This window comes from Shimia sp. (assembly GCF_049116215.1).
Classification (GTDB): domain Bacteria; phylum Pseudomonadota; class Alphaproteobacteria; order Rhodobacterales; family Rhodobacteraceae; genus Shimia.
The window spans coordinates 737,971-760,663 of record NZ_JAGDZB010000003.1 but is presented as its reverse complement, the minus strand read 5'-3'; the positions used below and the strand labels follow the sequence as shown (position 1 = coordinate 760,663).

The following is a 22,693-nucleotide window of genomic DNA, read 5'->3' as shown; positions in this document are numbered from 1 at the left end:
GTTCGTTTTTTGCTTACCCAAAAAGTAGCGGGGTATTGGTGGCTTATCAAACTTTTAGCTTGGAGACCGGCGCACTAACGCTTATAAAGGTCTCACTGCTCGATAGGTTTCTTGCCTGTATGAAACCTGCCTCAATAACTTTACGCCCGCTTCGCGCGGGCGTTTTTTTTGGCCTTTTGGCAGGCTTACGTAAGATTACGGTACGTGTGGATTTCCCTTATTTTGCGGGTGCAGCATGGTATGCTGCGCGCAACCGAGATGAGAAGGGAAGACAGATGAGTATGCAGGGTAAAACGGCGATTGTGACGGGCAGCAATTCGGGAATCGGTCTGGGCGTGGCGCGGGAATTGGCGCGGGCCGGGGCGAATGTTGTATTAAATTCTTTTACCGATCGGGACGAAGATCACGCGCTGGCGGCGGAGATTGCGGCGGAGTTTGGCGTAAAGGCGCAGTATATCGCAGCGGACATGTCCAAGGGCGACCAATGTCGCCAGCTGATCGAGAATGCTGGCGGCTGTGATGTGCTGGTGAACAACGCCGGTATTCAGCACGTAGCACCGATTGATGAGTTTCCGGTTGAGAAATGGGACGCGATCATCGCAATCAACATGAACTCCGCCTTTCACACCACGGCAGCTGCGCTGCCACATATGCGCCAGCGCGGCTGGGGCCGGGTGATCAACATTGCGAGTGCACATGGCTTGACGGCGTCTCCCTTTAAAGCGGCTTACGTGGCGGCCAAGCACGGCGTTGTTGGCATGACCAAGACAGTGGCGCTGGAAACCGCTGAGGAGCCGATCACCTGTAATGCGATTTGCCCAGGCTATGTGTTGACCCCATTGGTGGAGGCGCAGATCCCGGACACCATGGAAAAATACAACATGGGCCGTGAAGAGGTGATCAAGAAGGTGATGCTAGAGCGTCAACCCAGCCGCGAGTTTGCCACAGTGGAGCAGTTGGGCGGCACCGTGTGTTTCCTGGCGTCTGATGCGGCGGCGCAGATCACCGGCACCACCATCAGCGTGGATGGCGGCTGGACCGCGTTGTAAAGGGAGTTGGCCTCATGAAGCGTATCAATCTGGCGTTGCAGGGTGGCGGCGCGCATGGGGCTTTCACCTGGGGCGTGTTGGACGTTCTGTTGCAGGACGAAGATATCGAGATTGCCGGGATCACTGGCACGTCCGCGGGCGCGATGAATGGCGCGGCCTTGAAGGCCGGGCTGCTTGAAGGTGGTCGCGACGGGGCGCGGGCCAATCTGGATTGGTTCTGGCAGCAGATGGGTGCGGCACAGGTGCCGGGCATGGACGCTTGGTTTGCGGCAGTGCCGCCGGGCATGGTGAGCCGGGCGCTGGAGTATAGCTGGCCGTTTATGGCGGCTGATATGATGCAGCGGATGACCTCGCCTTACGCCATGGGGCCACTTTATGAGCATCCGCTGCGCGACATTGTGAATCAGTTCAGTTTTGAACGGGTCTGTGCGGACGAGGGGCCGAAGCTGTTTGTCTGCGCCACCAATGTACGCTCCGGCAAGGCGCGGGTGTTTGAAGGGCGTGAGATCGGCACAGATGCGCTGTTGGCCTCGGCCTGTTTGCCAACCTTGTTTAAAGCAGTGAATGTGTTTGATCAGATCAGCGGCAAGACCGAAGCGTATTGGGATGGCGGCTATACCGGCAATCCGTCGCTTTGGCCGCTGTATCGTCGCGATTTGCCGGAAGATGTGGTGATTGTGAATATCAATCCGTTGCAGCGGGAGACTTTGCCGGTGACGCCGCAGCAAATTTCAAACCGGATCAATGAAATCAGTTTCAATGCATCGCTGTTGAGCGAGCTGCGCGCCGTGGCGTTTGTGCAAAGGTTGATCGAGGAAGGCGCGCTGAGCCGGGAAGAAAAGCGGGAGGTGAAGGTGCATATGATTGCCGATGATGCGCTGATGAACCGTCTGTCAGTTGCGACCAAAAGCTGGCCGGTGACCTCGGTGCTGCTTCACCTGAAAGAAGCCGGGCAGGCGGCGGCCAAAGAGTTTCTGAGTGCGCATAAGGCCGATTTGAACGAACGCGGTACCGTGGATTTGTCGGAGATGTATGGTTAGCGCCTACTCTTCGAGTGGCTGAGTGGGATCTTTGGGGTTCGGATAGACCAGACCTGCGGAGATCACCAGTTTGGCGGCGTCTTCGACGGTCATTTCCAGCTCAATGATATCATCGGTTGGGAAAAATAGCAGAAAGCCAGAGGTGGGGTTGGGGGTTGTTGGCACAAATACCCCGACAAGCGGGCTGGTGGTTGGGGCGGAGCCTGCCACTTCGCCTTTGGCGTGGGTTGAGATGAAGCCAATCGCCCAAATGCCGCGGCGCGGGTATTCGATCAGACAGGCTTTTTCAAAGCTGCGCTCGGATTGTGCAAAGACGGTTTCCGCAATTTGCTTCACGCCGGAATAGATCGAACGCACCACTGGCATACGGGAGACAAGATTTTCCGCAAAGCGCAGCAGTGAGCGTCCCATCAGACCTTTGGCAATCCAGCCCACAAGGATGGTGAAGATCAGGAAGATGATCATGCCCACGCCGCGCAGGTTGATGCCGATGTATTTCTCCGGCTGAATTGTCGACGGGATCAGGGGCAGGACAAAACCATCGACCCAGCCGACAAAAGTCCAGACCAGCCAGATGGTCATGGCGATTGGCAGAATGACAACAATCCCTGTCAGAAAACTGGACCGCAGGCGGGCAAAGAAGCCGGATTTGTGCGGTGGGTCGTTTTCGTCAAAGGGAGTCGTCATGAGAGGTCCTAGGATCAGCCTGTTGTTTAGTTAGGCATTTGTGTGTGGCGCTGCAATGACGATTGCAAGAGAGCGTCATTTGGCAGCTGTCACGACGTGTCACAACGCCGTGGCAGCCCGTTATTTGCGCAATTTTGGGCTTAGGCCTTCAGTGCGGCGGCAATGTCGGCCGCGAGGCGGGCGTTGTTGCGCACCAGGGCAATGTTGGCGACCAGCGATTTTCCGTCTGTGAGTTCAAAGATGCGCGCCAGCAGAAACGGAGTGACGTCTTTGCCAGTAACGCCTTGGTCCTCGGCTTCTTGGGTGGCTTGGGCGATCACTGGAGCCAGCTCAGACGCTGGGATTTCATCGGCCGTCGGGATCGGGTTGGCGACCAGCTGACCGCCTGGTAAGGCCATCGCGCCACGGGTTTTGTGGGCGGCTGCGATGTCATCGGCGTTGTCCATGCGCAAAGGCGAGGCCAGATCAGACGTGGCGGACCAGAAGGCCGGGAAGCTGTCCTGACCATAGGTGATCACCGGTACGCCGTTGGTTTCCAGAACTTCGAGGGTTTTAGGCACATCAAGGATGGCTTTGGCGCCGGCCGCGACAACGGTGACGGGCGTGTGGGCCAATTCGGTGAGGTCGGCGGAGATATCAAAGCTGTCCTCTGCGCCTTTGTGCACGCCGCCAATGCCGCCGGTGGCAAAAACGTCGATGCCCGCGAGATGCGCGGCGATCATGGTGGCGGCCACAGTGGTGGCGCCGGTGCGACCTTGCGCCATGATGACTGGCATGTCCGCGCGGGAGACTTTGGCGACATTTTTGGCTTGGGCAAGCTCCTCGAGTTGCGCTTCGGTCAGGCCAGCATGCAGTGTGCCGTTTAGCACGGCCATAGTGGCAGGCACCGCACCCTTTGCACGAATGTCGGCTTCGACCTGTTTCGCAACCTCAAGGTTTTGCGGATATGGCATGCCATGGGTGATGATGGTGCTTTCCAGCGCCACAATAGGCGTGCCGTTTTTCTTGGCGTCTTCCACTTCGGGGGAAAGGACCAGATCAAGGGAAATGAGGCTCATGTGGCGTGTTCTCCGGAAACGTATTTTGCGGCTGCCGTCAGAGCGCGATCAAGCGCGTCTTCACGGGAGCAGTTTTGGGATTCAGCCACGATGTGCGCGGCCATAAAGGTGTCACCGGCACCGGTGACGCGGGTCACCAGAACGGCAGGTGGTTGTTGGGTGATCACACCGTCGGCGGTGCCGTCGGAGGCGTCGTTGCCGCCGTCAGTCACCAGGGCACGGGCGGCGCCACGTTCCAAGAGCGCTGCAGCTGCTTCTTTGGAAGATGTGAATTCGGTTTTGCAGAGGTAGCCTGCTTCTTCGAGGTTCACATAGAGCACGGCGCGGGAATGCATCAGGAATGGCATCAGCCGTTCAGCCTTGCCCGGTGAGGCCGGGGCGACGCGCAGGTCTGCGGAGGAAAAGAGAGGGCTGCGGGCGATTTGATCCAACAGCCGCTGCGTCAGGTTGCCATCAAGCGCAATCAGACCTGTATAGGGGCTGGTTTCGCTACCCAAAGTGCCATCCTCAAGCGGGCTGAGGATTTTGTCGCCAGCCGCCTCCAAGCTGTGGGCATCTGCGATGGCGGCGATCAGCCCATTTTTGCCTTCCACAGCCATATAGGTGTCGGTGGGCAGATCGGCGGAGCGATAGACGTAATCCATGATGGCGCCCATTTCGGTGCAGGCGGTCATCAGCTCGTCACCTTCGACATCGCGACCAATGGCGGAGAGCGCGGCGGGGCGCAGGCCAAAGCGCGCCAGCGTCATGGCGATGTTCCAAGCCACGCCGCCGGGCAAGCGGGAGATGCGGCCGGGCACGTCGGAGCCTTGGCGCATGTGGCTGGGCGCCCGGCCGATGATGTCCCAAAGAACCGAGCCGATGCAGAGGATGTCTGGCTGTGTGGATGCCTGTGTGGTCATGGAGGCTCCTGACTACGCGGTGAAAGCGCCGTGCAGCTGTTTGAGCTTGGCAACCGGATCTTCGCTGCGCCAAATTTCTTCGCCGATGCCAAAGAAGTCGGTGAAGGGCGAGAGCTTTGCAATAATATCGGCATCCAGCGCGCCTTCGGCCACAACGGGCACCTCAATCATGGTGGACCACCACTCAAACAGGTCTTTTTCCGCAAGGGTGCCATCGCCAAGGGTGGTGTTGCCAACCGGGCCAAAAGCCACATAATCCGCACCGTTTTCGCCGGCGGACATGCCTTCGTGAGAAGAGGCGCCACAGAAGGCACCGACGATGGCGTCTTGGCCAAGTTCTTTGCGGGTTTTGGCCACGGAGCGGGCCGCGTCCGTCAGATGGACACCATCGAGGCCAAGGCGCTCAGAGAGCTGCACATGTTCGTCGATCACAATTGCCACATCGCGGGCGTGCGTCACTTCGCGCAGCGCATCCGCGGCGCGGGACAGGCGGTCCTCGTCTTTGGTGGCAAGCGCAAGGCGCACACAGGCGATGTCAGCTGTGTCCAGCACCGAGGCCAATTGATCAGGGAAGCGGGAGAGTTCGATTTCCGGCGGGGTGATCAGGTAGATCTGCGGCAGCTCTGTGTCGGACATGCTCGGGCTCCAGATGGTCTTGTGCGTGTTTTTGGATCGCGTCGCTATAGCGCGGATTTTACCTCTTGGCTATCAGGAGTTGGCTATTTGGGCGGAAGACTTTGTGCATTGGTTAAAGCCAGCGCGATCACTTTTGCACGCAGGGTATCATCGCCCAACAAATCTTCGGAGAGATCGACCATGCCACCCATCTTGCGCCCAGTGAAAGACAGTGGATCAACGCCGTCGATTTGCAGGGCTTCCGCCTCGTGCTCTTTGCCAACGCGGGCCATGCCGCCGCCTTTGTGCACGCCGCAGACCATGTTGCCGCGATGCAGGAAACACAGCCCGCCAAACATCTTCTTTTCGCTGATTTCTTCGATGTCTTGCAGGTCTTCACGCATCAGTGTGGCGTGTCCCTCGTCATAAGCCATTTTGTCTCCTCCGGTGGTGTGCTTGGAGATTCTATGCGTCCGGCGGGGATATTTATAGCCAAATGAAGGGGGGCGGCTTGTTTTGTTAGGGGCAGGGAGGTATCAGCGGGCGGATTTTTTAGGAGACAGTCATGACCAGTGCCACGCCGCAGCCCGCTTTTGTGCTTGTGCGCCCTCAGATGGGGGAAAACATCGGCGGTGCCGCTCGGGCGATGTTGAACTTTGGTCTCGATAAAATGCGGGTTGTCGCCCCGCGTGACGGTTGGCCGAATGAGCGCGCAGTGGCCATGGCGTCGGGGGCAGGCCGGGTTCTGGATGGCGCCTTGTTGACTGAGACCACGGAGCAGGCGCTGGAAGATTGTCATTATGTGTTTGCGACGACGGCGCGGGCGCGCGGGCTGACCAAACCGGTGGTGACACCGGAGACAGCGATGAAACAGGCCGCTGAGATGATTGCGCGTGGCGAGAAGGTTGCGGTGTTGTTTGGGCCGGAGCGGGCCGGGCTTGAGAATGAGGACATCGCGCGGGCCAATGCGATCATCAATGTGCCGGTTAATCCGGAGTATGCCTCGCTGAATTTGGCGCAATGTGTGTTGCTGACCGCTTATGAATGGCGACGTCAGAGCGCGGACATCGTGCATGAGCGGGTGGACATGGCCAAAACCGACTGGGCCAGCAATGCCGATATCGATGCCCTTGGGCGGCATTATGAAGAGCGGCTTGAAGAGGCCAACTTCTTTTTCCCCGAAGAGAAGGCCGAAGGCATGAAGGTCAATCTGCGCAATATGTGGAGCCGGATGCGGCTCACACGTGCAGATGTGCAGATGTTGCATGGTGTGATGCGGCAGATGGTGCGCTGGAAAGAAAAAGGCTGAAATTTGCCTTTTGCCGCAAGGCTGAACAAACATTCAAAACGTATCTGAGAGTGGTTGAAGCTTCGGCGTGGCCCCACTAGGCTCGCGCCAAGATTTGGAGACAGCGATGAGCCAGAAGCGCAGCATTTTCGAAGAGGTCAGCGAAGACGGACCCAAGGAGGCCCCCAAAGCGGTGGGTGTGATCGACAGCGGCGCGAAAGGTGCGCGGCGCGGCATTCGCATCTGGCTGATGATCCTGTTTGCGTTGGTCTTTGTCATGATCGCCGTGGGTGGCTTGACCCGTCTGACCGATAGTGGGTTGTCGATCACGGAATGGCGTCCCGTGACTGGGGCTATCCCTCCGATGAGCGAAGCAGATTGGCAAGGCGAGTTCGACAAATACAAGCAGATTGACCAATGGGCGATCGACAATAATTGGATGACGCTTGCGGACTTCAAACACATCTATTGGTGGGAATGGGGTCACCGTCAGCTTGGCCGGGTGATTGGTCTTGTTTGGGCGCTTGGATTTGCCGGATTTGCGATTGCGCGGCAAATTCCAACTGGTTGGACGGGGCGGTTGTTCCTGATTGGTGCGCTTGGCGGGCTGCAAGGCGCTGTTGGTTGGTGGATGGTCGCCAGTGGTGTGACGTCTGGGGAAGGCGTGACCACGGTTGCGAGCTACCGTTTGGCAACCCATTTAGGGCTGGCCTTTGTAATCCTGGGATTCATCACGTGGTATATTTTATTGCTCGGGCGCAGTGAGCGGGATTTGATGCAGGCGCGGCGCGGCAAAGAAGCCAAGCTGTTTGGCATGTCTACAGGGCTGTTGCACATGACAGGTGTTCAGATTCTGCTGGGCGCTTTGGTGGCAGGCATTGATGCGGGCCGCAGCTTTACCGATTGGCCCTTGATGGGGGGGAACCTGTTTCCGGCAGATGCGTTGTATATGGAGCCACTGTGGCGGAACTTCTTTGAGAACCCGGGGCTTGTGCAGTTCACGCACCGCATCTGGGGCTATCTCTTGCTGATCTTTGCCGTCGTGGTGTGGCGGCGTGGGCAAGGCTCCGCGCATACACACACGCGGTTTGCGTTTAATGCTGCCTTAGCTGCAATTGCAGTGCAGATTGCGGTTGGCATCGCCACAGTGCTCTACGCAGCACAGGTGCATATTGCGATTACGCACCAAGCTATTGCTGTTGTGGTCTGGGTTCTAATCCTGCGGGCGCGGTTCCTGAGCCACTATCCGATTGCAACTTCGGTGCGTGACGCATCCTGAGAAAAGGAAAACAAGAATGTCTGCATATGAGCAGTTGATGGCTTTCACCCACACTACACAGGCGTTGGGCGAAGTGGCTGGACGTTTGGGTTGGGACCAAGAGGCAATTATGCCGGTTGGTGCAGGACCGCAGCGGGCTGAGGAAATGGCCGCGATGGAAAGTGTTTTGCATGCGCGCCGGATTGACCCGAAAGTAGGCGAGTGTCTGGCGGCAATTGATGAGGCGCAGCTGGACGAGGTAGGCCGGGCACAGGTGCGCCACATCCGCAAGTTGTTTGAGCGGACCTCCAAGGTGCCAGCTGATCTGGCGGCAGAAATTGCCAAGGTGACCAGCCGTGCACAGGGGATCTGGGCGCAGGCGCGCTCTGATGAGGATGTGGCCGGGTTTTTGCCAACTTTGGAAGAAGTGGTGAACTTGAAGCGGCAAGAAGGTCAGGCGTTGGCCACCGGTGGTGATGTCTATGACGCCATGGTGGATGATTACGAGCCGGAGATGACCGCTGAAGAAATCGCAGCGATGTTTGACGCGATGCGGCCGCGGTTGGTGGCGTTGCGGGCGGCGGTTCTGGCAGCGGACGCGCCCCAGAAACTGACAGGCACCTTCGCGGCAGACAAGCAGATGGCGCTGACCAGCAAACTGGCCGCGAGCTTTGGCTATGACTTTGACCACGGGCGCATTGATTGCGTGACCCATCCGTTTTGCTCGGGTTCCGGCAAAGATGTGCGCATCACCACGCGCACCAGTGAGAGCGATCCGTTCAACTGTTTTTATTCCACCATCCATGAAGTGGGCCATGCGGCCTATGAGCAAGGCATTGATGACGCATATCTTTTGACGCCGCTTGGCCGAGGTGTGTCGATGGGGGTGCATGAAAGCCAGAGCCGGATTTATGAGAACCAGATGGGGCGCGGACGCGCTTATACCGGTTGGCTGTTTGAACAGATGAAAGCTGAGTTTGGTGATTTTGGCATCGACACTGCTGACGCGTTTTACGGCACTGTGAACCGAGTGAACGATGGCTATATCCGGACCGAAGCCGATGAGGTGCAATACAATCTGCACATCATGCTGCGCTTTGATCTGGAACGTGCGTTGATGCTGGGTGATCTGGCGGTGGGTGATTTGGAAGCGGCTTGGAACGACCGGTTTAAGGCCGACTTTGGCTATGCGGTGGACAAGCCCTCCAATGGTGTGTTGCAGGATGTGCACTGGTCGGTAGGCTTGTTTGGCTACTTCCCGACCTATTCTCTGGGCAATGTCTATGCGGGTTGCTTGAACGAAGCGATGCGGGCGGCGGTTCCAAACCTGGATGCGCAATTGGCCCAAGGTGACACCTCGGTCGCAACAGGGTGGTTGCGGGAGAACCTGCAGCAGCACGGCGGGTTGCGCAAACCGGCGGATACCATCGTGCATGCAACAGGGAAAGCGCCAAGCGGGGAACCATTGCTGGACTACCTTGAAGCCAAGTTTGGCGGCATCTACAAACTGTAAGGTTTGTGGGTTTTGAAAGTGAAAAGGGACGCTTTGGCGTCCCTTTTTGGTTGGATATCAATAGTAAGAAGAAGTCGGGGATGGTGTCACTTCGTCACGCAGGCGGCGGCGCGTCCATCGGGCGTCTTGGCGATTTTGAGGGTGCCGTTGTTCAGTGACAAAAAGCGCACGGCCTCTGCGCTTTGCAGGTGAATTTCTCCGCTGTCGGTCAGGATGTAAGCGTCCTCTGAGGCACGTTCACCCGCGCGAAATTCGTAGGGAAACACTTTAGAATCCGTCGGCACAGAATTGAAAATCATATCAAATTTCATTTCGCCGAGGTCGCAAGTGTATTGTATGCCGCTCAGGGCAGCATGGGCGGTTTCCGCATTCAATTGTGGTGCCTCAGCCAGAGCAAATTGGGGCGTAGCGCCAATAACAATGGAAAGGAGGATGGCGGGTGATTTCATCACGGTCTCCGGATTTTTGCGTTCCAAGATGGGCTTTGAAATACCTGATAGAACCGGAGAAGTGTTTGTCTTTGATCAAGTGAGCGCCTCCGAAGAGACAGTTAGTCTCTTCGGGTTTCACATGTGGTTTAACAGCCAAGCTCTTTTTCGGTAACTTTGATGGCTTTTAGGATGGTCGAGTCCACTTCCGACAGGCTCGGCGACTTGGTGACACAGCCGTCGTTCCCAAAAGTGGAAATGCCGCGTTCAGATCCAAAGCAGTAGCCGTTTTTGTGGAAAATCCGATTGCGCATGTACCAGAGATCATCGCAGGTCAGTTGGTCAGACGCCGCTTCGTCGGTCATTTCTGCCTCTTCCGGCGCCTCATTCGGGTCAGAGATCCGCGGCAAATCACTGAGCGGGCGACCCAAAGCAAACAACATAAGCGCCGGGTAGGTGTGCAGTTGGTTCTCTTCGTTCTGACTTAAGGCACTCCAATAGGCGTAAGCCGAAGACAGGTAGGCCTCTTCTGGATCTGAAAAGTCACCACGTGGATGTTGATACCCTATGCGGACCTCAATCACGTCGGAACCGCGTGCGTCCCAAGCGGATTGTACGTTGCCAAAATTGGTGGTTTCCCCAACTGAATCAGAGGTGGGTAGGCGGACAACACAATCTTCGGCTCCGTAGGGACCTGCTGTGCGATAGCCGCGTCGGAAACCGTAGATAGCGCCGTTTCGTTGCTCTATGTCGAGCGAGGAAGTGTAGACTGGGCTATCTTCGGACTGGTTTTCGTGGGACTCAAGCGCGAGAATTTCAGAAAACTCATTGTAGAGGTCAGCAATAGAGGCCAAGGGGTGTGGTTTCCATGTGGGCGCGAAGGCCCAACTGAAGGCGCCGTCGTCCAATAGGAAGACATTGTCACATATGGTGTCGATCAAGTTGGCGCGCAGGTCCACTTCATAGCTGATGCCCGTGACTGCAACATTTGCAAAGAGCGCATCGCCAACCGTGTCGACATAGTACATATCATGTGGAGGGGTTTCGATGCTACGTGCATAGAGATATGGGGTCAGGTAGGGGGTGTTTTCGTCATCGACCTTTTGCGCAAATGCAAACAGGTGCGAAGAGTCCCGAATTGCCTCGTCATATACGGCGGCGACTTCCTCCGCATCGTAGGTTTCGCCATCGTCTGGCAAAACAATGCGAGGGGCATGCACACCAAGTCGTGCCCTCGGTGAAATGGCCCGCATTGCGATGGTTTCGTAACTTTCTCCCTCAAACGTGTGTGCGCCCGACAAAAACAAGTTGGAGCAGGCGGAGGCACAGAGGTCGCCGTCGGCCACATAGGTTTGCAGATCGGCAAAAACCTCGCGCAGGAAATCTACGATGACGAGGGATTCATAAAGGTTGCCGCCGGGGCTGTTGAGGCAGAGGGTGGCGCCATCTGGGAGGCTGTTGCTGAAGTATTCACCGTCATAGCCGTACAAAGCATGGAATTTCTGCAGATCTCCACGCTGGACGGGACCTTCATACAGCACCGTGCAATTGGCGTATTTCCCTTTGAGTTTCTGGGCGTGAATGGCGCCGCCATATTCGGCGTCGATGTCGGAGGATAGCTCAGTGGTGTTGAGCGTAAGTGTCGCGGCAAAGGCGCCGGCGGCGGAAAGTAAAAATGCGGCGCCCGAAGAGAGTGCGCAAGGCAAAGAGAATTTGGTCATTGGGGCGCCATTGTGAGTTTCGTTGGCTGAAGAAAGTCACACAAATTGTTGTCAAGCAACATTAATTTTGACGTCTAAACAGAAACGGCCCCACGCAATTGCGCGAGGCCGTTTCTTTAGAGGACCGTGAGAGAAGATTACTCCTCTGTGCCGGCCTCGTCTTCATCCTGCTCGGCGATCCAGGCCACAGAGACCACTTCTTCGCCAGTGCCGGTGTCGAACACCTTCACGCCGCCGGCGGAGCGGGAACGGAAGGAGATGCCATCCACGGGCACGCGGATCGATTGGCCTTTGGAGGTCGCCAGCATGATCTGGTCACCCAGGTCCACCGGGAAGGACGCCACCAAGGCGCCACCGCGCATGGCTTTGTCCATCGCAGCCACACCTTGACCGCCACGGCCGCGGACCGGGTAGTCGTGGCTGGAGCTGAGTTTTCCTGCGCCACCGGATGTGATGGTGAGGATCAGGTTTTCAGCAGCGGACATTTCGGCGTAGCGCTCTTGGCTCAGCTCGCCCGCTGGAGCTTCTTCGTCGTCGCCCCCGTCATCGGACAATCCAGCCACGGCGCGGCGCATTTTGAGATAAGCGGCACGCTCTTCGCTTTCGGCGCGGAAGTGTCGGATCACCGACATGGAGACCACCTCGTCTTCGCCGTTGAGGCGAATGCCGCGCACACCCACAGAGGAGCGCGAGTTGAACACACGCACTTCGGTGGTGGGGAAGCGGATGGCACGACCGGAGTTGGTCACAAGCATCACATCGTCTTCTTCGGTACAGATGCGGGCGTTGATCAGCTTTGTATCCGCGTTGTCGTCCTCAAACTTCATCGCAATTTTGCCGTTGGACTTCACATTTGTAAAATCTGACAAGCGGTTGCGACGCACGGAGCCTGCCGAGGTGGCAAACATGATTTGCAGATCGTCCCACTCATCCTCGGGACGGTCGACAGGCATGATGGCTGCAATCGATACGCCGGTTGGGATTGGAAGGATGTTCACGATTGCTTTGCCTTTGGCGGTGCGGCCGCCGAGAGGCAGGCGCCAGGTCTTTAGCTTGTAGGCCATGCCGTCTGTGGTGAAGAACAATAGCTGCGTGTGGGTGTTGGCCACAAAGAGAGTGGTGACCACATCCTCTTCTTTGGTCTGCATGCCCGAGATGCCTTTGCCGCCGCGCTTTTGAGCGCGAAAGTCGGCCAGTGGTGTGCGTTTGATGTAGCCGCCGGAGGTCACGGTCACCACCATGTCCTCACGCTCGATCAGGTCTTCGTCGTCCATGTCGCCGGACCAGTCGACGATCTCGGTGCGTCGGTCTACAGCGAAGTTCTCACGCACTTCGCGCAACTCGTCACCGATGATGCCCATGATGCGTTCACGAGAACCCAAAATTTCAAGGTATTCCTTGATCTTGCGGGCCAGTTCTTCAAGTTCGTCCGTGACCTCTTTTACGCCAATCTGAGTCAGGCGTTGCAGGCGCAATTCAAGGATCGCACGGGCCTGTGTTTCGGACAGGTTATAGGTCCCGTCCTCGTTCATGGTGTGGGTCGGGTCGTCGATCAGTTTGATATAATCGGCAATACTGCCGGCGGGCCAGCGGCGGGTCATCAGCTTTTCGCGGGCTTCCGCAGCGTCTGCGGAGGCGCGGATGGTGGCAACCACTTCGTCCACGTTGGTCACAGCAACCGCCAAGCCACACAAGATGTGGCTGCGCTCACGCGCTTTGCGCAGCATATAAGCAGTGCGACGGGCCACGACTTCCTCGCGGAAATCGATGAAGGAGGTCAGGAAGCGACGCAGGGTGAGCTGCTCCGGGCGACCGCCGTTCAGGGCCAGCATGTTGCAACCAAAATAGGTTTGCATTGGCGTGAAGCGGAACAGTTGGTTCAGTACAACTTCGGCGGTGGCGTCACGTTTGAGTTCCACAACCACGCGCACGCCGTCCCGGTCAGATTCATCCTGAACGTGGGCGATGCCTTCGATCCGTTTGTCACGGGCCGCTTCGGCGATCTTTTCGATCATCGCCGCCTTGTTCACTTGATAAGGAATCTCATCAATGACAATGGCGTAGCGGTCTTTACGGATCTCTTCGACACGGGTCTTGGAGCGGATCACAACACTGCCGCGGCCTTCAAGATAGGCTTTGCGCGCGCCGGAGCGGCCAAGCATAATGCCGCCGGTTGGGAAATCTGGGCCGGGCACGTAGTCGATCAGCTGCTCGGAGGTGAGATCGGGATCTTCGATCAGGGCCAATGTGGCGTCGATGACTTCGCCCAGGTTGTGGGGCGGAATGTTGGTGGCCATACCCACCGCAATACCACCTGCGCCGTTGACCAGCATGTTGGGGAAACGCGCAGGAAGTACGGTTGGTTCCTGGTCCTTGCCGTCGTAGTTGTCTTGAAAATCAACTGTTTCTTTGTCGATATCCGCCAACAGGGCCGCAGCAGGTTTGTCCATGCGCACTTCGGTGTACCGCATGGCCGCCGGGTTGTCGCCGTCCATCGAGCCAAAGTTACCTTGGCCATCCAGCAAAGGCAGAGACATAGAAAAGTCCTGCGCCATACGCACCAAAGCGTCATAGATCGCGGAGTCGCCGTGCGGGTGGTACTTACCCATCACATCGCCAACCGGACGGGCCGATTTGCGGTAAGATTTGTCGTGGCTGTTGCCGGTCTCATGCATCGCATAAAGAATGCGACGGTGCACCGGTTTAAGGCCGTCACGCAGATCTGGAATGGCACGGCTGACGATCACGCTCATGGCGTAGTCGAGGTAGCTGGCGCGCATTTCCTCCTCAATGGTCACAGTAGGACCGTCGTGGATCATCCGCTCGTGCGTGGTTTCTTCTTCGTTTTCAGGGGTTTCCGGCGTATCGCTCAAGTCCCAGTCTCGCTTCTAATTGGCGGTCCATATGTTGTTGGAACGCTTATATCAGAGGCATCATATAGGGTGCAATGGTGCTGTGAGGGGGGAGGAGCAATTCCCGGTGACATTGGCATAAGGAATTGATGTATAGGAGAAATTGTGCCGAGAAAGGCGAAGAATTGCCCATTGCTTAAATTGGGGTGATGTGCGCGCCGGCTTTATGTTTTAGTCGAGCCATCGAAATGGGCGGGTTCGGAGATGTTTATGCGAGCGAGATGGCAGGCTTTTGTTGTTGGGGGGATGGTGGCCAGTATGGCCGGACCAACCGCGTCACAAGGGCTTTGGGGAAAGATCAAAGAGGGCGCTGAAAACACAGGTGAGGCGATTGGTCAGGGCGTCGAGGCCACGGGCGAGGCTATTGGAAAGGGCGCGACCGCGGTGGGCAATACCGTTGAGAAAGGCGTGAGCGGCGTTGGGGAGGCGATATCTTCGACAGATGAGCTTCTGTCCAACGAAGAGACGCCGGAGGCAACGCGCGCGCGGCTTGATGTGATGTCGGGTGACATCATGGCTGTGTTGTTGGCGCAGAACGCACAAGCGGATGCGCTTTATCAAAAGAGTGCGGGCTACGCCGCGTTTGACAGTCGTAAAGTGACCATATTTCCGGTGACCACCGGCTACGGCCGTGGGGTCGCTGTGGCAAAGGACTCCGGCGCGCGCACCTATATGAATATGGGCACCGGCGGTCTGGGCGCGAGTTTGGGCATTGGCGGATTTGCCACGCAGTTTGTGATCTTGTTTGAAACACAAGCGGATTTTGATCGATTTGTCGTCAATGGCTACGATGCGACTGCGGGTGGCGGAGCGCAGGTTGGGGATGATAAAAGCACGGATGAGGTGCGGTTTACGCAGGGCCAGTCTGTCTTCATCCTCGACAAAGACCGCTGGCGGATGAATGGCAGTTTGGAAGGCACCAAATACTGGCGCTCTTCAGAACTGAATTGATCTGCTCCGCCTATGCGGAGCAGGAGGCGCCGCCCAATACGCAAAACTTGGCGCAATGGGGGTGGTTCAGTTGCACTGGTTTTTCGGCCTCTTCCAGGGTGGCGCCGAGGTCAAATTGCGGGTCGTACGGCAACAGTGTGCAGGCGATCACAGAGGGTGATTTGGCGCCTTTGTGTTTCACAACCATGCGGGAGCTGGCGCACATCACCTCACTTGGGGATTTGTTCAAAATACCCCAGCAGTCCGTAGTGATTTCCGGCACTTCAACCTGCTCATCCATTTCAGGAAAAAGTACGGTTTCTCCGGGGTTTGCCGCGTCGATCTCAAAGTTTTCTTTGGCGTAGAGTTCGGCGTATCCGGCGCGGGATGTGGCGTCGGTTTCGTCCCACATGGTACGACCTGCAACGGCCATTTTGATGTTGTTGTCGCGCAGCCAGCGCATGCCGTCCAGGGTGCGCTCAAACGTGCCAATGCCGCGTTCTTTATCGTGCATGTCAGCGGACCAATGATCGACGGAAATACGGAGTGTCAGTTTTCCGGGAAAATCTTGCGCCAGTTGCAGCAAGCCTGCACGGACGCGTTTGCGCTGCATGGGCTGCATGGCGTTGGTGAGGATCAGGACGTCATATCCGCGCTCCAGAGAACGACGGGTCATCTCGTTCATTTCCGGGTTCATGAAAGGTTCGCCCCCGGTAAAGGCAATCTCGCGGACCTTCCAATCACGGGCGTCGAGCTGGTCGAGATAGTCGGAGACTTCATCTGCAGTCAGATAAACCAATGCGTCATTGGTGGGTGACGACAGGATGTAGCAGTTTTCACATTCGATGTTGCAGAGTGTGCCGGTGTTGAACCAAAGCGTTTGCGGATCGGTGAGGGCCACATTGGCGCGGGTGTCACCCTTGGCGGTGACATAAGGGTCGTTGAATTTCCTAATATTTGCGTGATCTTTCATGTGCCTGCCATGTCTTGTGGTCAGTTGGTACTAGTCACTTACTTATTGGCAAGTAAAGCGGCGACACGGTGTTTGACACAGTTGTGATGTTTGGTTGCGGTGTTAGAGTGGCGGTGTTATGACGTCGTTAGCGCTAACGATTTTCCGGTGAAATCCGGACAGCCAAGAAGGAAAGAAGCCCCATGGTTTCTCGCATCATTCCCGTGGAAACATTTGATCTTGTGGTCTTTGGTGGGACCGGGGACTTGGCGCGGCGCAAGATATTGCCTGCGTTGTTTAAGCGGTATTGCTCCGGGCAGATGCCCGAAGGCAGTCAGGTGATTGGCGCGGCCCGAAGTGCTCTGTCTGAAACGGAATATCGCGTATCTGTTGCGGAGGCCTTGCGCGAGTTTGCTGGAGAGGCCGCGCATGACGCTGCGGCTGTGTCAGGCTTCTGTGATCACTTGCACTATGTTGCGGTGGATGCTCGTGGAGAAGTTGGCTGGGCCGATTTGGCGGCTTTGCTCAACGAAGGGTCCGTTCGCGCTTTCTATTTTTCGGTTGGGCCTGGGGTTTATTCAGATTTGGCCAAGGGGCTGAAACGCCACGGGTTGACCGAAGCGGACACCCGTATTGTGGTGGAAAAGCCGTTTGGCCATGATCTTGAGACCGCGCAAAAGCTGAACCAAGAGCTGGCGCAGTACTTTGACGAGAGCCAGATATACCGGATTGACCACTATCTTGGCAAAGAGACCGTGCAGAACCTGATGGCGGTGCGCTTTGGCAATATGCTGTTTGAGCCATTGTGGAATGCGCAATACATCGATCACATTCAGATCACCGTTGCGGAGAGCGTTGGTGTGGCCGGTCGTGGCGAGTATTATGAGCGCTCCGGTGCGATGCGCGACATGGTGCAGAACCACCTGATGCAGCTCTTGTGCCTGATCGCGATGGAACCGCCATCGCAGTTTGAGCCAGATGCAGTGCGTGATGAGAAGCTGAAAGTGATCCGGGCGCTGGACACGGTGGCGCCACATCACATTGTTCGTGGACAATATACAGCCGCGGACGGGGTGGATAGCTACCGTGAAGATGTGGACAACCCCCGCTCCAAAACCGAGAGCTTTGTCGCGCTAAAGTGTCAGGTGAACAATTGGCGATGGGCGGGAACACCGTTTTACTTGCGTACCGGCAAACGGTTGTCGGAACGTGATAGCGAAATCACGGTGATGTTCAAAGACACGCCGCACTCGATCTTTGGAGATGAAGCCGGGCGGCATCGCAACGAGTTGAACATTCAGCTGCAACCCAATGAAGGCATTACATTAAAGGTGACTATCAAGGAGCCGGGGCCCGGCGGGATGCGGCTTGTGGATGTGCCGTTGGATATGAGTTTTGCCGAAGCTTTGGGGCCAAAAGGGCAAAGTGCGGCAGATGCCTATGAGCGGCTGATCATGGATGTGATCCGTGGCAACCAAACACTGTTTATGCGCGATGATGAGGTGGAGGCGGCCTGGGCCTGGACCGACCCGATCATTCGCGGCTGGGAAGCGCGGGGCGATGTGCCAAAGCCTTATGATGCGTTTTCCTTTGGGCCGGATGATGCGGCTTTGATGATGCGCCGGGACGGGCGAAACTGGAGAGGATTGGGCAAATGAACTTCAACACCTACCCCGATGCAGAGATGATGGCGATGGATGTCGCCAGCGTGCTGGCGGATGATTTGGCGGAGGCGTTGCACAACAAAGACCGTGTGGTTTTGGCTGTGCCAGGTGGGACCACGCCGGGGCCGATTTTTGATGCGCTGAGCGCGGTGGATTTGGATTGGGACCGTGTGGATGTGATCCTGACGGACGAGCGCTGGGTGCCGGAGGATCACGAGCGGTCCAATTCGGCGCTGGTGAAATCCCGCTTGTTGACCAATCGGGCCGTGGCGGCGCGGTATTTGCCGCTCTATGCGCCCGCAGAGGCGCCAGAGGCTGTTTTGGCTGAGCTGGAGACCACCATTCTGGGGGCGCTGCCCGTTGATGTGGCGTTGCTCGGTATGGGCGCGGATATGCACACGGCGTCTTTGTTCCCGGGAGCAGATGGGTTGGACGCGGCATTGGCGTCTGATGCGCCGGTGTTGGTGCCTATCCGACGCGAGGATTTGCCGGATGTGCGGATCACGCTGTCTGCGCGGGTTTTGGATGCGGCGGTGCGCAAGCATATTCTGATCAAAGGTGCGGACAAGCGCGAGGCTTTGCAGGCCGCGCAGAAACTGCCAAAAGGAGATGCGCCGATCAAATCTATTTCTAGCGGCGCTGAAGTTCATTGGACGGAGTGATTGGGTATGTGGACTGAATTGGACGCGCTGCGCGAGGGTGCAACATCGCGTCAGATTTCGGCGCTGTTTGAAGCAGATGAAGGTCGCGCGCAGGCGTTTTGCCTGAAAACCGACGGGCTGCTGTTTGACTACAGTAAAACGTCGATCGATGCCGATGCCAAAGCGGCTTTGATCCGCCTGGCAGAAGCTGCGGGTGTGGCGGCCAAACGAACGGCGATGTTTGCGGGTGAGAAGATCAACGTTACCGAAGATCGGTCCGTATTGCACACGGCGCTGCGCAACCTCGGAAACGATCCTCTGGTTGTGGATGGTCAGGATGTGTTGCCGGAGGTGCGCGAAACCCGCGCGCGGATGGCAAAGCTGGCCAGCGCGGTGCGCGATGGCAGCTTCCCGGGCAACGGCAAGCGTATCACGGATGTGGTGAACATCGGGATTGGCGGCTCTGACCTTGGACCGTTGATGGCTGTCATGGCGCTTGAGCCCTATGCAGATGGTCCAAAGTGCCACTTTATTTCCAACGTCGATGGAGCAGATGCGACCGATACCCTTGCGGGTCTTGATCCGGAAAGCACGTTGGTGATTGTGGCGTCCAAGACGTTTACCACGCAAGAAACCTTGATGAATGCGCGGACAGTGATGGATTGGGCCGGTGGTCCCGACGCACTGGAGCGGTTTGTGGCGATTTCTTCCGCCGTAGATCGCTGTGCCTTGTTTGGCATTCCGGCGGAGCGGGTGTTTGGCTTTGAGGATTGGGTCGGCGGGCGCTACTCGGTCTGGGGACCCATCGGCTTTTCGCTGATGTTGGCGATTGGGCCAAAAGCGTTTGAGAGCTTCCTGGAGGGAGCTCTGGCGATGGACCGCCACTTCTGCGAAGCACCGCTTGAAGAGAACCTGCCGGTGTTGTTGGCGCTGGTTGGCATTTGGCATCAGCAAGTCTGTGGCCATGGAACTCGGGCCGTTTTGCCATATGAGCAACGGCTGACGCGGTTGCCTGCGTATCTGCAGCAGCTTGAGATGGAGAGCAACGGCAAAGGCGTGGCCCTGGATGGCGCGAGGTTGGACCGTGTGGCCGGGCCGGTGGTCTGGGGTGAACCTGGCACCAATGGGCAGCACGCGTTTTACCAGTTGATCCACCAAGGACAACAGGTTGTCCCGTGTGAGTTCATGGTGGGAGCAGAAGGGCATGAGCCTGCCTTGGGCGAACATCACCGGGCTTTGGTGGCCAATTGTTTGGCGCAGTCCGAAGCGCTGCTGAAAGGTCGATCAGAGGCAGAAGCGCGGGCGCAGCTGGAAGAGATGGGTGCGACTGGTGCAAAGCTGGACCAGTTGGCGAAGCACCGTGTGTTTGAGGGAAATCGTCCGTCCACCACCTTGGTCTATCCACGCCTAACGCCGTATGTGCTGGGCCAGATTGTGGCGATGTATGAGCATCGGGTGTTTGTCGAAGGCGTGATTTACGGCATCAACTCTTACGACCAATGGGGTGTGGAGCTTGGCAAAGAGCTGGCCAACGGTCTGGTGCCTGCGATGGAAGGCAAAGGGGCGCCGGAGGGTTCAAGCGCGTCGACTGTGGCTTTGCTGGACCACATTTTGAGCATGCGTGACTAAAAGCATTTCACAGAGTTGCTGATGGCGCCGCGTTCCTCTGGGATGCGGCGTTTTGCTTTAAGTGTCCGGCTTAAGTGGTTGATTTTATGGAGCGGGTAACGGGAATCGAACCCGTAACAAGAGCTTGGGAAGCTCGTGTGATACCTTTTCACCATACCCGCAGCACGCCTGTTGGTAGGACAGCGTTGCGGGAGGGTCAAGCGCGATTTACCTAGCCGCGGCGCCTGCGACGACGGCGACCGCCAGCGGCGTCGTCTCCGCCACCACCGGTGTTGAACGAAACTTCCGGCAGGTCGACCACGTCGCGTAGGATCGGGAAGGGATCGGCGGAGTTGGGTAGCGCGGAGGCGTTTACAAAATGCTCCTGGAAACGTGGTTCTACGGCGGTTTCGATCTTCTCGATTTTGCGCACGAGGGATTCGATTTCTTTGCGGGCGTCTTTGTTCAGGAGCGCAATGCGGGCGCCTGTACCTGCGGCGTTGCCCGCAGAGGTGACTTTGTCGAGCGGGCAATCGGGGATCATGCCCAGAACCATGGCGTGTTTTGCGGAGATATGCGCGCCAAAGGCGCCCGCGAGCACAACACGGTCGACTTGATCCACACCGCGTTTGTCCATTAGCAGGCGGGCGCCAGAGTAAAGCGCAGCCTTGGCCATCTGGATTGCGCGGATGTCGGCGTTTGTGACAGTAATCGGTTTTTGGTCGGCGTCGCCTTCCCACAGTGTGTAGGAGTTTGTGCGCCCATCCGCAAAGCAGCGCGGCGTGCCGGTTTGCTCGGCAGAGCCAATCAGGCCGGAGGCATCAACGATCCCGGCAAGGCGCATTTCTGCGATGACTTCGATGATACCGGAGCCACAGATGCCGGTGATGCCAGTTGAGGCGATGGCAGCTGTGAAGCCGTTGTCATCCGACCAGAGGTCACAGCCGATCACGCGGAAGCGCGGTTCCTTGGTGACGGGGTCGATTTCCACACGTTCAATGGCACCGGGGGCGGCGCGTTGGCCTGCGCTGATCTGTGCGCCCTCAAAAGCGGGGCCGGTGGGAGAGGAGCAAGCGAGCACGCCGTTCTTGTCACCTAGAAGGATTTCGGCGTTGGTGCCCACGTCAACCACCAAGGCGAGGTCGTCGGATTTGTCGGGGGCTTCGGAGAGCGCTACGCCAGCGGCGTCTGCGCCAACGTGACCGGCGATACAAGGCAGTAGGTAGGCGCGGGTGCCGGGGGCGATGTTGAGGCCCAGGTCGGAAGCGGGCAAGGAGAGGGCGTCTGATGTGGCGAGCGCAAAGGGCGCTTGACCCAACTCAAACGGGTCAATGCCAAGGAACAGGTGATGCATCACCGGGTTCATCACAAACACTGCGTCAAGGATTTGCGTTGAATCGATTTCGGCCTCTTTGGCGATGTCGGTGACCAGTTGGTTGAGGCCGTTGCGCACCGCTTCGGTCATTTCCAGATCGCCACCTTGGTTCATCATCGCGTAGCTGACGCGGCTCATGAGGTCTTCGCCAAAACGGATTTGCGGGTTCATCAGGCCGGAAGAGGCAACCACTTCACCGGTGATCAAATCACAGAGGTGGCCCGCGATGGTGGTGGAGCCGAGATCGACGGCAAGGCCATATACTGGATCCCCAAAATAGCCGGGCCAGAGGGCGATCAGACGGGGCAGGGCGCCGGTGTGGTCTTGATGAATAGCGGCGGTGACAGTCCAATTTCCTTTGCGCAGGATCGGCTGCAGCGGACGAAGAAGGTGGGTGTCTACGGAGATTTCTGCATGGCCGGTTGCGGTTTTGAGCGCCGTGAGTAGGCGCTCCAGGTCACCGGATGGCTTGTGCATGTCGGGCTCTTCGACTTCGACATAGGTGAGGTGCACAGTGGGGTTCAGCGTGATGTCGCGCACCTCGGCGCGTTTGCGCACCACCTGCTTGTGCACTTGGCTCTCTGGTGGGACGTCGATCACAATGTCGCCTTGCACGGTGGCCTGACAACCAAGGCGGCGGCCTTTGGTCAGGCCGCGTTTGTCATCGTAACGTTGTTCAACTGCATTCCAGTCTGACAAGGCGTTCTCAGAAACAGTCACGCCGTGTTTGGGAAACTCGCCATAAGACGGCGTGATCTGGCATTTAGAGCAGACGCCACGACCGCCGCACACGCTGTCCAGATCAACACCCAACTGGCGGGCAGCAGTCAAAACCGGCGTGCCGACAGGAAAGTGGCCGCGTTTGCCGGAAGGGGTGAAGATCACAAGTGGGTCGCTGCTCATGGAGAAGGCCTTAAGTCTGTTCGCTTGGCTGACAGCATAGCTGCCGAAATTTGCCAAGAAAGGCAAGGAGCGGCATGGGTTGGTCAATCGGCGGCATTGGCTGTGCGAAAGTTTGACCTTTGGGTCAGAAAATGGGTGCCCAATGGGCA

General features: G+C 57.5%; 19 protein-coding genes and 1 tRNA gene. 9 read left to right on the top strand and 11 right to left on the bottom strand.

All coding sequences use genetic code 11. From position 1 onward, the window contains the following. Positions 1 to 275 precede the first annotated feature (275 nt). Positions 276 to 1,049 carry a 3-hydroxybutyrate dehydrogenase gene (locus JXR15_RS12315; protein ID WP_422053503.1) on the top strand — a complete coding sequence of 258 codons (774 nt, stop codon included), beginning with the start codon at positions 276 to 278 and terminating at the stop codon, positions 1,047 to 1,049. Positions 1,050 to 1,063: 14 nt separating this feature from the next. Further along, positions 1,064 to 2,089, top strand: a complete 1,026-nt coding sequence (locus JXR15_RS12310; RefSeq protein ID WP_422053502.1) for a patatin-like phospholipase family protein — start codon at positions 1,064 to 1,066, stop codon at positions 2,087 to 2,089. 3 nt (positions 2,090 to 2,092) lie between these two features. Here the strand turns inward: JXR15_RS12310 and JXR15_RS12305 are convergent, their stop codons facing one another. The 5 genes from JXR15_RS12305 to JXR15_RS12285 all read right to left on the bottom strand — a co-directional run bounded on the left by JXR15_RS12305 (position 2,093) and on the right by JXR15_RS12285 (position 5,785). Beyond that, positions 2,093 to 2,776, bottom strand: coding sequence for a DUF502 domain-containing protein (locus JXR15_RS12305; RefSeq protein WP_422053501.1), 684 nt, complete (start codon positions 2,774 to 2,776; stop codon positions 2,093 to 2,095). A gap of 140 nt (positions 2,777 to 2,916) precedes the next feature. Then, positions 2,917 to 3,834 carry a pseudouridine-5'-phosphate glycosidase gene (locus JXR15_RS12300; RefSeq protein ID WP_422053500.1) on the bottom strand — a complete coding sequence of 306 codons (918 nt, stop codon included), beginning with the start codon at positions 3,832 to 3,834 and terminating at the stop codon, positions 2,917 to 2,919. After that, positions 3,831 to 4,736, bottom strand: coding sequence for a PfkB family carbohydrate kinase (locus JXR15_RS12295; protein WP_422053499.1), 906 nt, complete (start codon positions 4,734 to 4,736; stop codon positions 3,831 to 3,833). Before JXR15_RS12295 ends, JXR15_RS12300 begins: the two co-directional genes overlap by 4 nt. A 12-nt stretch (positions 4,737 to 4,748) precedes the next feature. Next, positions 4,749 to 5,372 carry a thiamine phosphate synthase gene (locus JXR15_RS12290; protein ID WP_422053498.1) on the bottom strand — a complete coding sequence of 208 codons (624 nt, stop codon included), beginning with the start codon at positions 5,370 to 5,372 and terminating at the stop codon, positions 4,749 to 4,751. Between the two features lie 83 nt (positions 5,373 to 5,455). Continuing rightward, on the bottom strand, positions 5,456 to 5,785 hold the full coding sequence (locus JXR15_RS12285; protein ID WP_422053497.1) for a TfoX/Sxy family protein: 330 nt from the start codon (positions 5,783 to 5,785) through the stop codon (positions 5,456 to 5,458). Positions 5,786 to 5,916: 131 nt separating this feature from the next. Between JXR15_RS12285 and JXR15_RS12280 the strand changes: the two genes are divergently transcribed. From JXR15_RS12280 to JXR15_RS12270, 3 genes are all read left to right on the top strand, one after another. After that, positions 5,917 to 6,660, top strand: coding sequence for an RNA methyltransferase (locus tag JXR15_RS12280; protein WP_422053496.1), 744 nt, complete (start codon positions 5,917 to 5,919; stop codon positions 6,658 to 6,660). Between the two features lie 106 nt (positions 6,661 to 6,766). After that, on the top strand, positions 6,767 to 7,918 hold the full coding sequence (gene ctaA, locus JXR15_RS12275; protein ID WP_422053495.1) for a heme A synthase: 1,152 nt from the start codon (positions 6,767 to 6,769) through the stop codon (positions 7,916 to 7,918). A gap of 16 nt (positions 7,919 to 7,934) precedes the next feature. Beyond that, positions 7,935 to 9,410 carry a carboxypeptidase M32 gene (locus JXR15_RS12270; protein WP_422053494.1) on the top strand — a complete coding sequence of 492 codons (1,476 nt, stop codon included), beginning with the start codon at positions 7,935 to 7,937 and terminating at the stop codon, positions 9,408 to 9,410. 86 nt (positions 9,411 to 9,496) lie between these two features. On the opposite strand, the gene JXR15_RS12265 is transcribed toward JXR15_RS12270, so the two are convergent. From JXR15_RS12265 to gyrA, 3 genes are all read right to left on the bottom strand, one after another. Then, complete coding sequence (locus JXR15_RS12265) at positions 9,497 to 9,859, bottom strand: hypothetical protein (protein WP_422053493.1); 363 nt, start codon at positions 9,857 to 9,859, stop codon at positions 9,497 to 9,499. A gap of 128 nt (positions 9,860 to 9,987) precedes the next feature. Then, positions 9,988 to 11,559, bottom strand: a complete 1,572-nt coding sequence (locus tag JXR15_RS12260) for a YARHG domain-containing protein (protein ID WP_422053492.1) — start codon at positions 11,557 to 11,559, stop codon at positions 9,988 to 9,990. Positions 11,560 to 11,696: 137 nt separating this feature from the next. Next, entirely contained in the window at positions 11,697 to 14,432 is a 2,736-nt protein-coding gene (gene gyrA, locus JXR15_RS12255) for a DNA gyrase subunit A (RefSeq protein ID WP_422053491.1), read from the bottom strand. A gap of 249 nt (positions 14,433 to 14,681) precedes the next feature. Here gyrA and JXR15_RS12250 point away from each other — a divergent pair, with 249 nt between their 5' ends. Continuing rightward, on the top strand, positions 14,682 to 15,422 hold the full coding sequence (locus tag JXR15_RS12250) for a hypothetical protein (RefSeq protein ID WP_422053490.1): 741 nt from the start codon (positions 14,682 to 14,684) through the stop codon (positions 15,420 to 15,422). 10 nt (positions 15,423 to 15,432) lie between these two features. On the opposite strand, the gene JXR15_RS12245 is transcribed toward JXR15_RS12250, so the two are convergent. After that, positions 15,433 to 16,374 (bottom strand): radical SAM protein, encoded by a 942-nt coding sequence (locus JXR15_RS12245; protein ID WP_422053489.1) that lies wholly within the window; start codon positions 16,372 to 16,374, stop codon positions 15,433 to 15,435. Positions 16,375 to 16,556: 182 nt separating this feature from the next. Between JXR15_RS12245 and zwf the strand changes: the two genes are divergently transcribed. From zwf to pgi, 3 genes are read left to right on the top strand one after another with little or no spacing between them, the layout of a single operon-like run. Continuing rightward, entirely contained in the window at positions 16,557 to 18,011 is a 1,455-nt protein-coding gene (gene zwf, locus JXR15_RS12240; RefSeq protein WP_422053488.1) for a glucose-6-phosphate dehydrogenase, read from the top strand. Next, entirely contained in the window at positions 18,008 to 18,679 is a 672-nt protein-coding gene (gene pgl, locus JXR15_RS12235) for a 6-phosphogluconolactonase (protein ID WP_422053487.1), read from the top strand. The genes zwf and pgl overlap by 4 nt, the downstream gene beginning before the upstream one ends. 6 nt (positions 18,680 to 18,685) lie before the next feature. Next, positions 18,686 to 20,287, top strand: a complete 1,602-nt coding sequence (pgi, locus tag JXR15_RS12230) for a glucose-6-phosphate isomerase (protein ID WP_422053486.1) — start codon at positions 18,686 to 18,688, stop codon at positions 20,285 to 20,287. Positions 20,288 to 20,374: 87 nt separating this feature from the next. Here the strand turns inward: pgi and JXR15_RS12225 are convergent. Beyond that, a tRNA-Gly gene (locus tag JXR15_RS12225) sits at positions 20,375 to 20,448 on the bottom strand. Between the two features lie 50 nt (positions 20,449 to 20,498). Then, complete coding sequence (locus JXR15_RS12220; protein WP_422053485.1) at positions 20,499 to 22,544, bottom strand: ASKHA domain-containing protein; 2,046 nt, start codon at positions 22,542 to 22,544, stop codon at positions 20,499 to 20,501. Positions 22,545 to 22,693: the final 149 nt, after the last annotated feature.

What these genes read in the sequence shown, in the direction of transcription:
- JXR15_RS12315 (WP_422053503.1), top strand. Translation starts at nt 276, where the DNA reads ATGAGTATGCAGGGTAAAACGGCGATTGTGACGGGCAGCAATTCGGGA.
- JXR15_RS12310 (WP_422053502.1), top strand. Translation starts at nt 1,064, where the DNA reads ATGAAGCGTATCAATCTGGCGTTGCAGGGTGGCGGCGCGCATGGGGCT.
- JXR15_RS12305 (WP_422053501.1), bottom strand. Translation starts at nt 2,776, where the DNA reads ATGACGACTCCCTTTGACGAAAACGACCCACCGCACAAATCCGGCTTC.
- JXR15_RS12300 (WP_422053500.1), bottom strand. Translation starts at nt 3,834, where the DNA reads ATGAGCCTCATTTCCCTTGATCTGGTCCTTTCCCCCGAAGTGGAAGAC.
- JXR15_RS12295 (WP_422053499.1), bottom strand. Translation starts at nt 4,736, where the DNA reads ATGACCACACAGGCATCCACACAGCCAGACATCCTCTGCATCGGCTCG.
- JXR15_RS12290 (WP_422053498.1), bottom strand. Translation starts at nt 5,372, where the DNA reads ATGTCCGACACAGAGCTGCCGCAGATCTACCTGATCACCCCGCCGGAA.
- JXR15_RS12285 (WP_422053497.1), bottom strand. Translation starts at nt 5,785, where the DNA reads ATGGCTTATGACGAGGGACACGCCACACTGATGCGTGAAGACCTGCAA.
- JXR15_RS12280 (WP_422053496.1), top strand. Translation starts at nt 5,917, where the DNA reads ATGACCAGTGCCACGCCGCAGCCCGCTTTTGTGCTTGTGCGCCCTCAG.
- ctaA (WP_422053495.1), top strand. Translation starts at nt 6,767, where the DNA reads ATGAGCCAGAAGCGCAGCATTTTCGAAGAGGTCAGCGAAGACGGACCC.
- JXR15_RS12270 (WP_422053494.1), top strand. Translation starts at nt 7,935, where the DNA reads ATGTCTGCATATGAGCAGTTGATGGCTTTCACCCACACTACACAGGCG.
- JXR15_RS12265 (WP_422053493.1), bottom strand. Translation starts at nt 9,859, where the DNA reads ATGAAATCACCCGCCATCCTCCTTTCCATTGTTATTGGCGCTACGCCC.
- JXR15_RS12260 (WP_422053492.1), bottom strand. Translation starts at nt 11,559, where the DNA reads ATGACCAAATTCTCTTTGCCTTGCGCACTCTCTTCGGGCGCCGCATTT.
- JXR15_RS12250 (WP_422053490.1), top strand. Translation starts at nt 14,682, where the DNA reads ATGCGAGCGAGATGGCAGGCTTTTGTTGTTGGGGGGATGGTGGCCAGT.
- JXR15_RS12245 (WP_422053489.1), bottom strand. Translation starts at nt 16,374, where the DNA reads ATGAAAGATCACGCAAATATTAGGAAATTCAACGACCCTTATGTCACC.
- zwf (WP_422053488.1), top strand. Translation starts at nt 16,557, where the DNA reads ATGGTTTCTCGCATCATTCCCGTGGAAACATTTGATCTTGTGGTCTTT.
- pgl (WP_422053487.1), top strand. Translation starts at nt 18,008, where the DNA reads ATGAACTTCAACACCTACCCCGATGCAGAGATGATGGCGATGGATGTC.
- pgi (WP_422053486.1), top strand. Translation starts at nt 18,686, where the DNA reads ATGTGGACTGAATTGGACGCGCTGCGCGAGGGTGCAACATCGCGTCAG.
- JXR15_RS12220 (WP_422053485.1), bottom strand. Translation starts at nt 22,544, where the DNA reads ATGAGCAGCGACCCACTTGTGATCTTCACCCCTTCCGGCAAACGCGGC.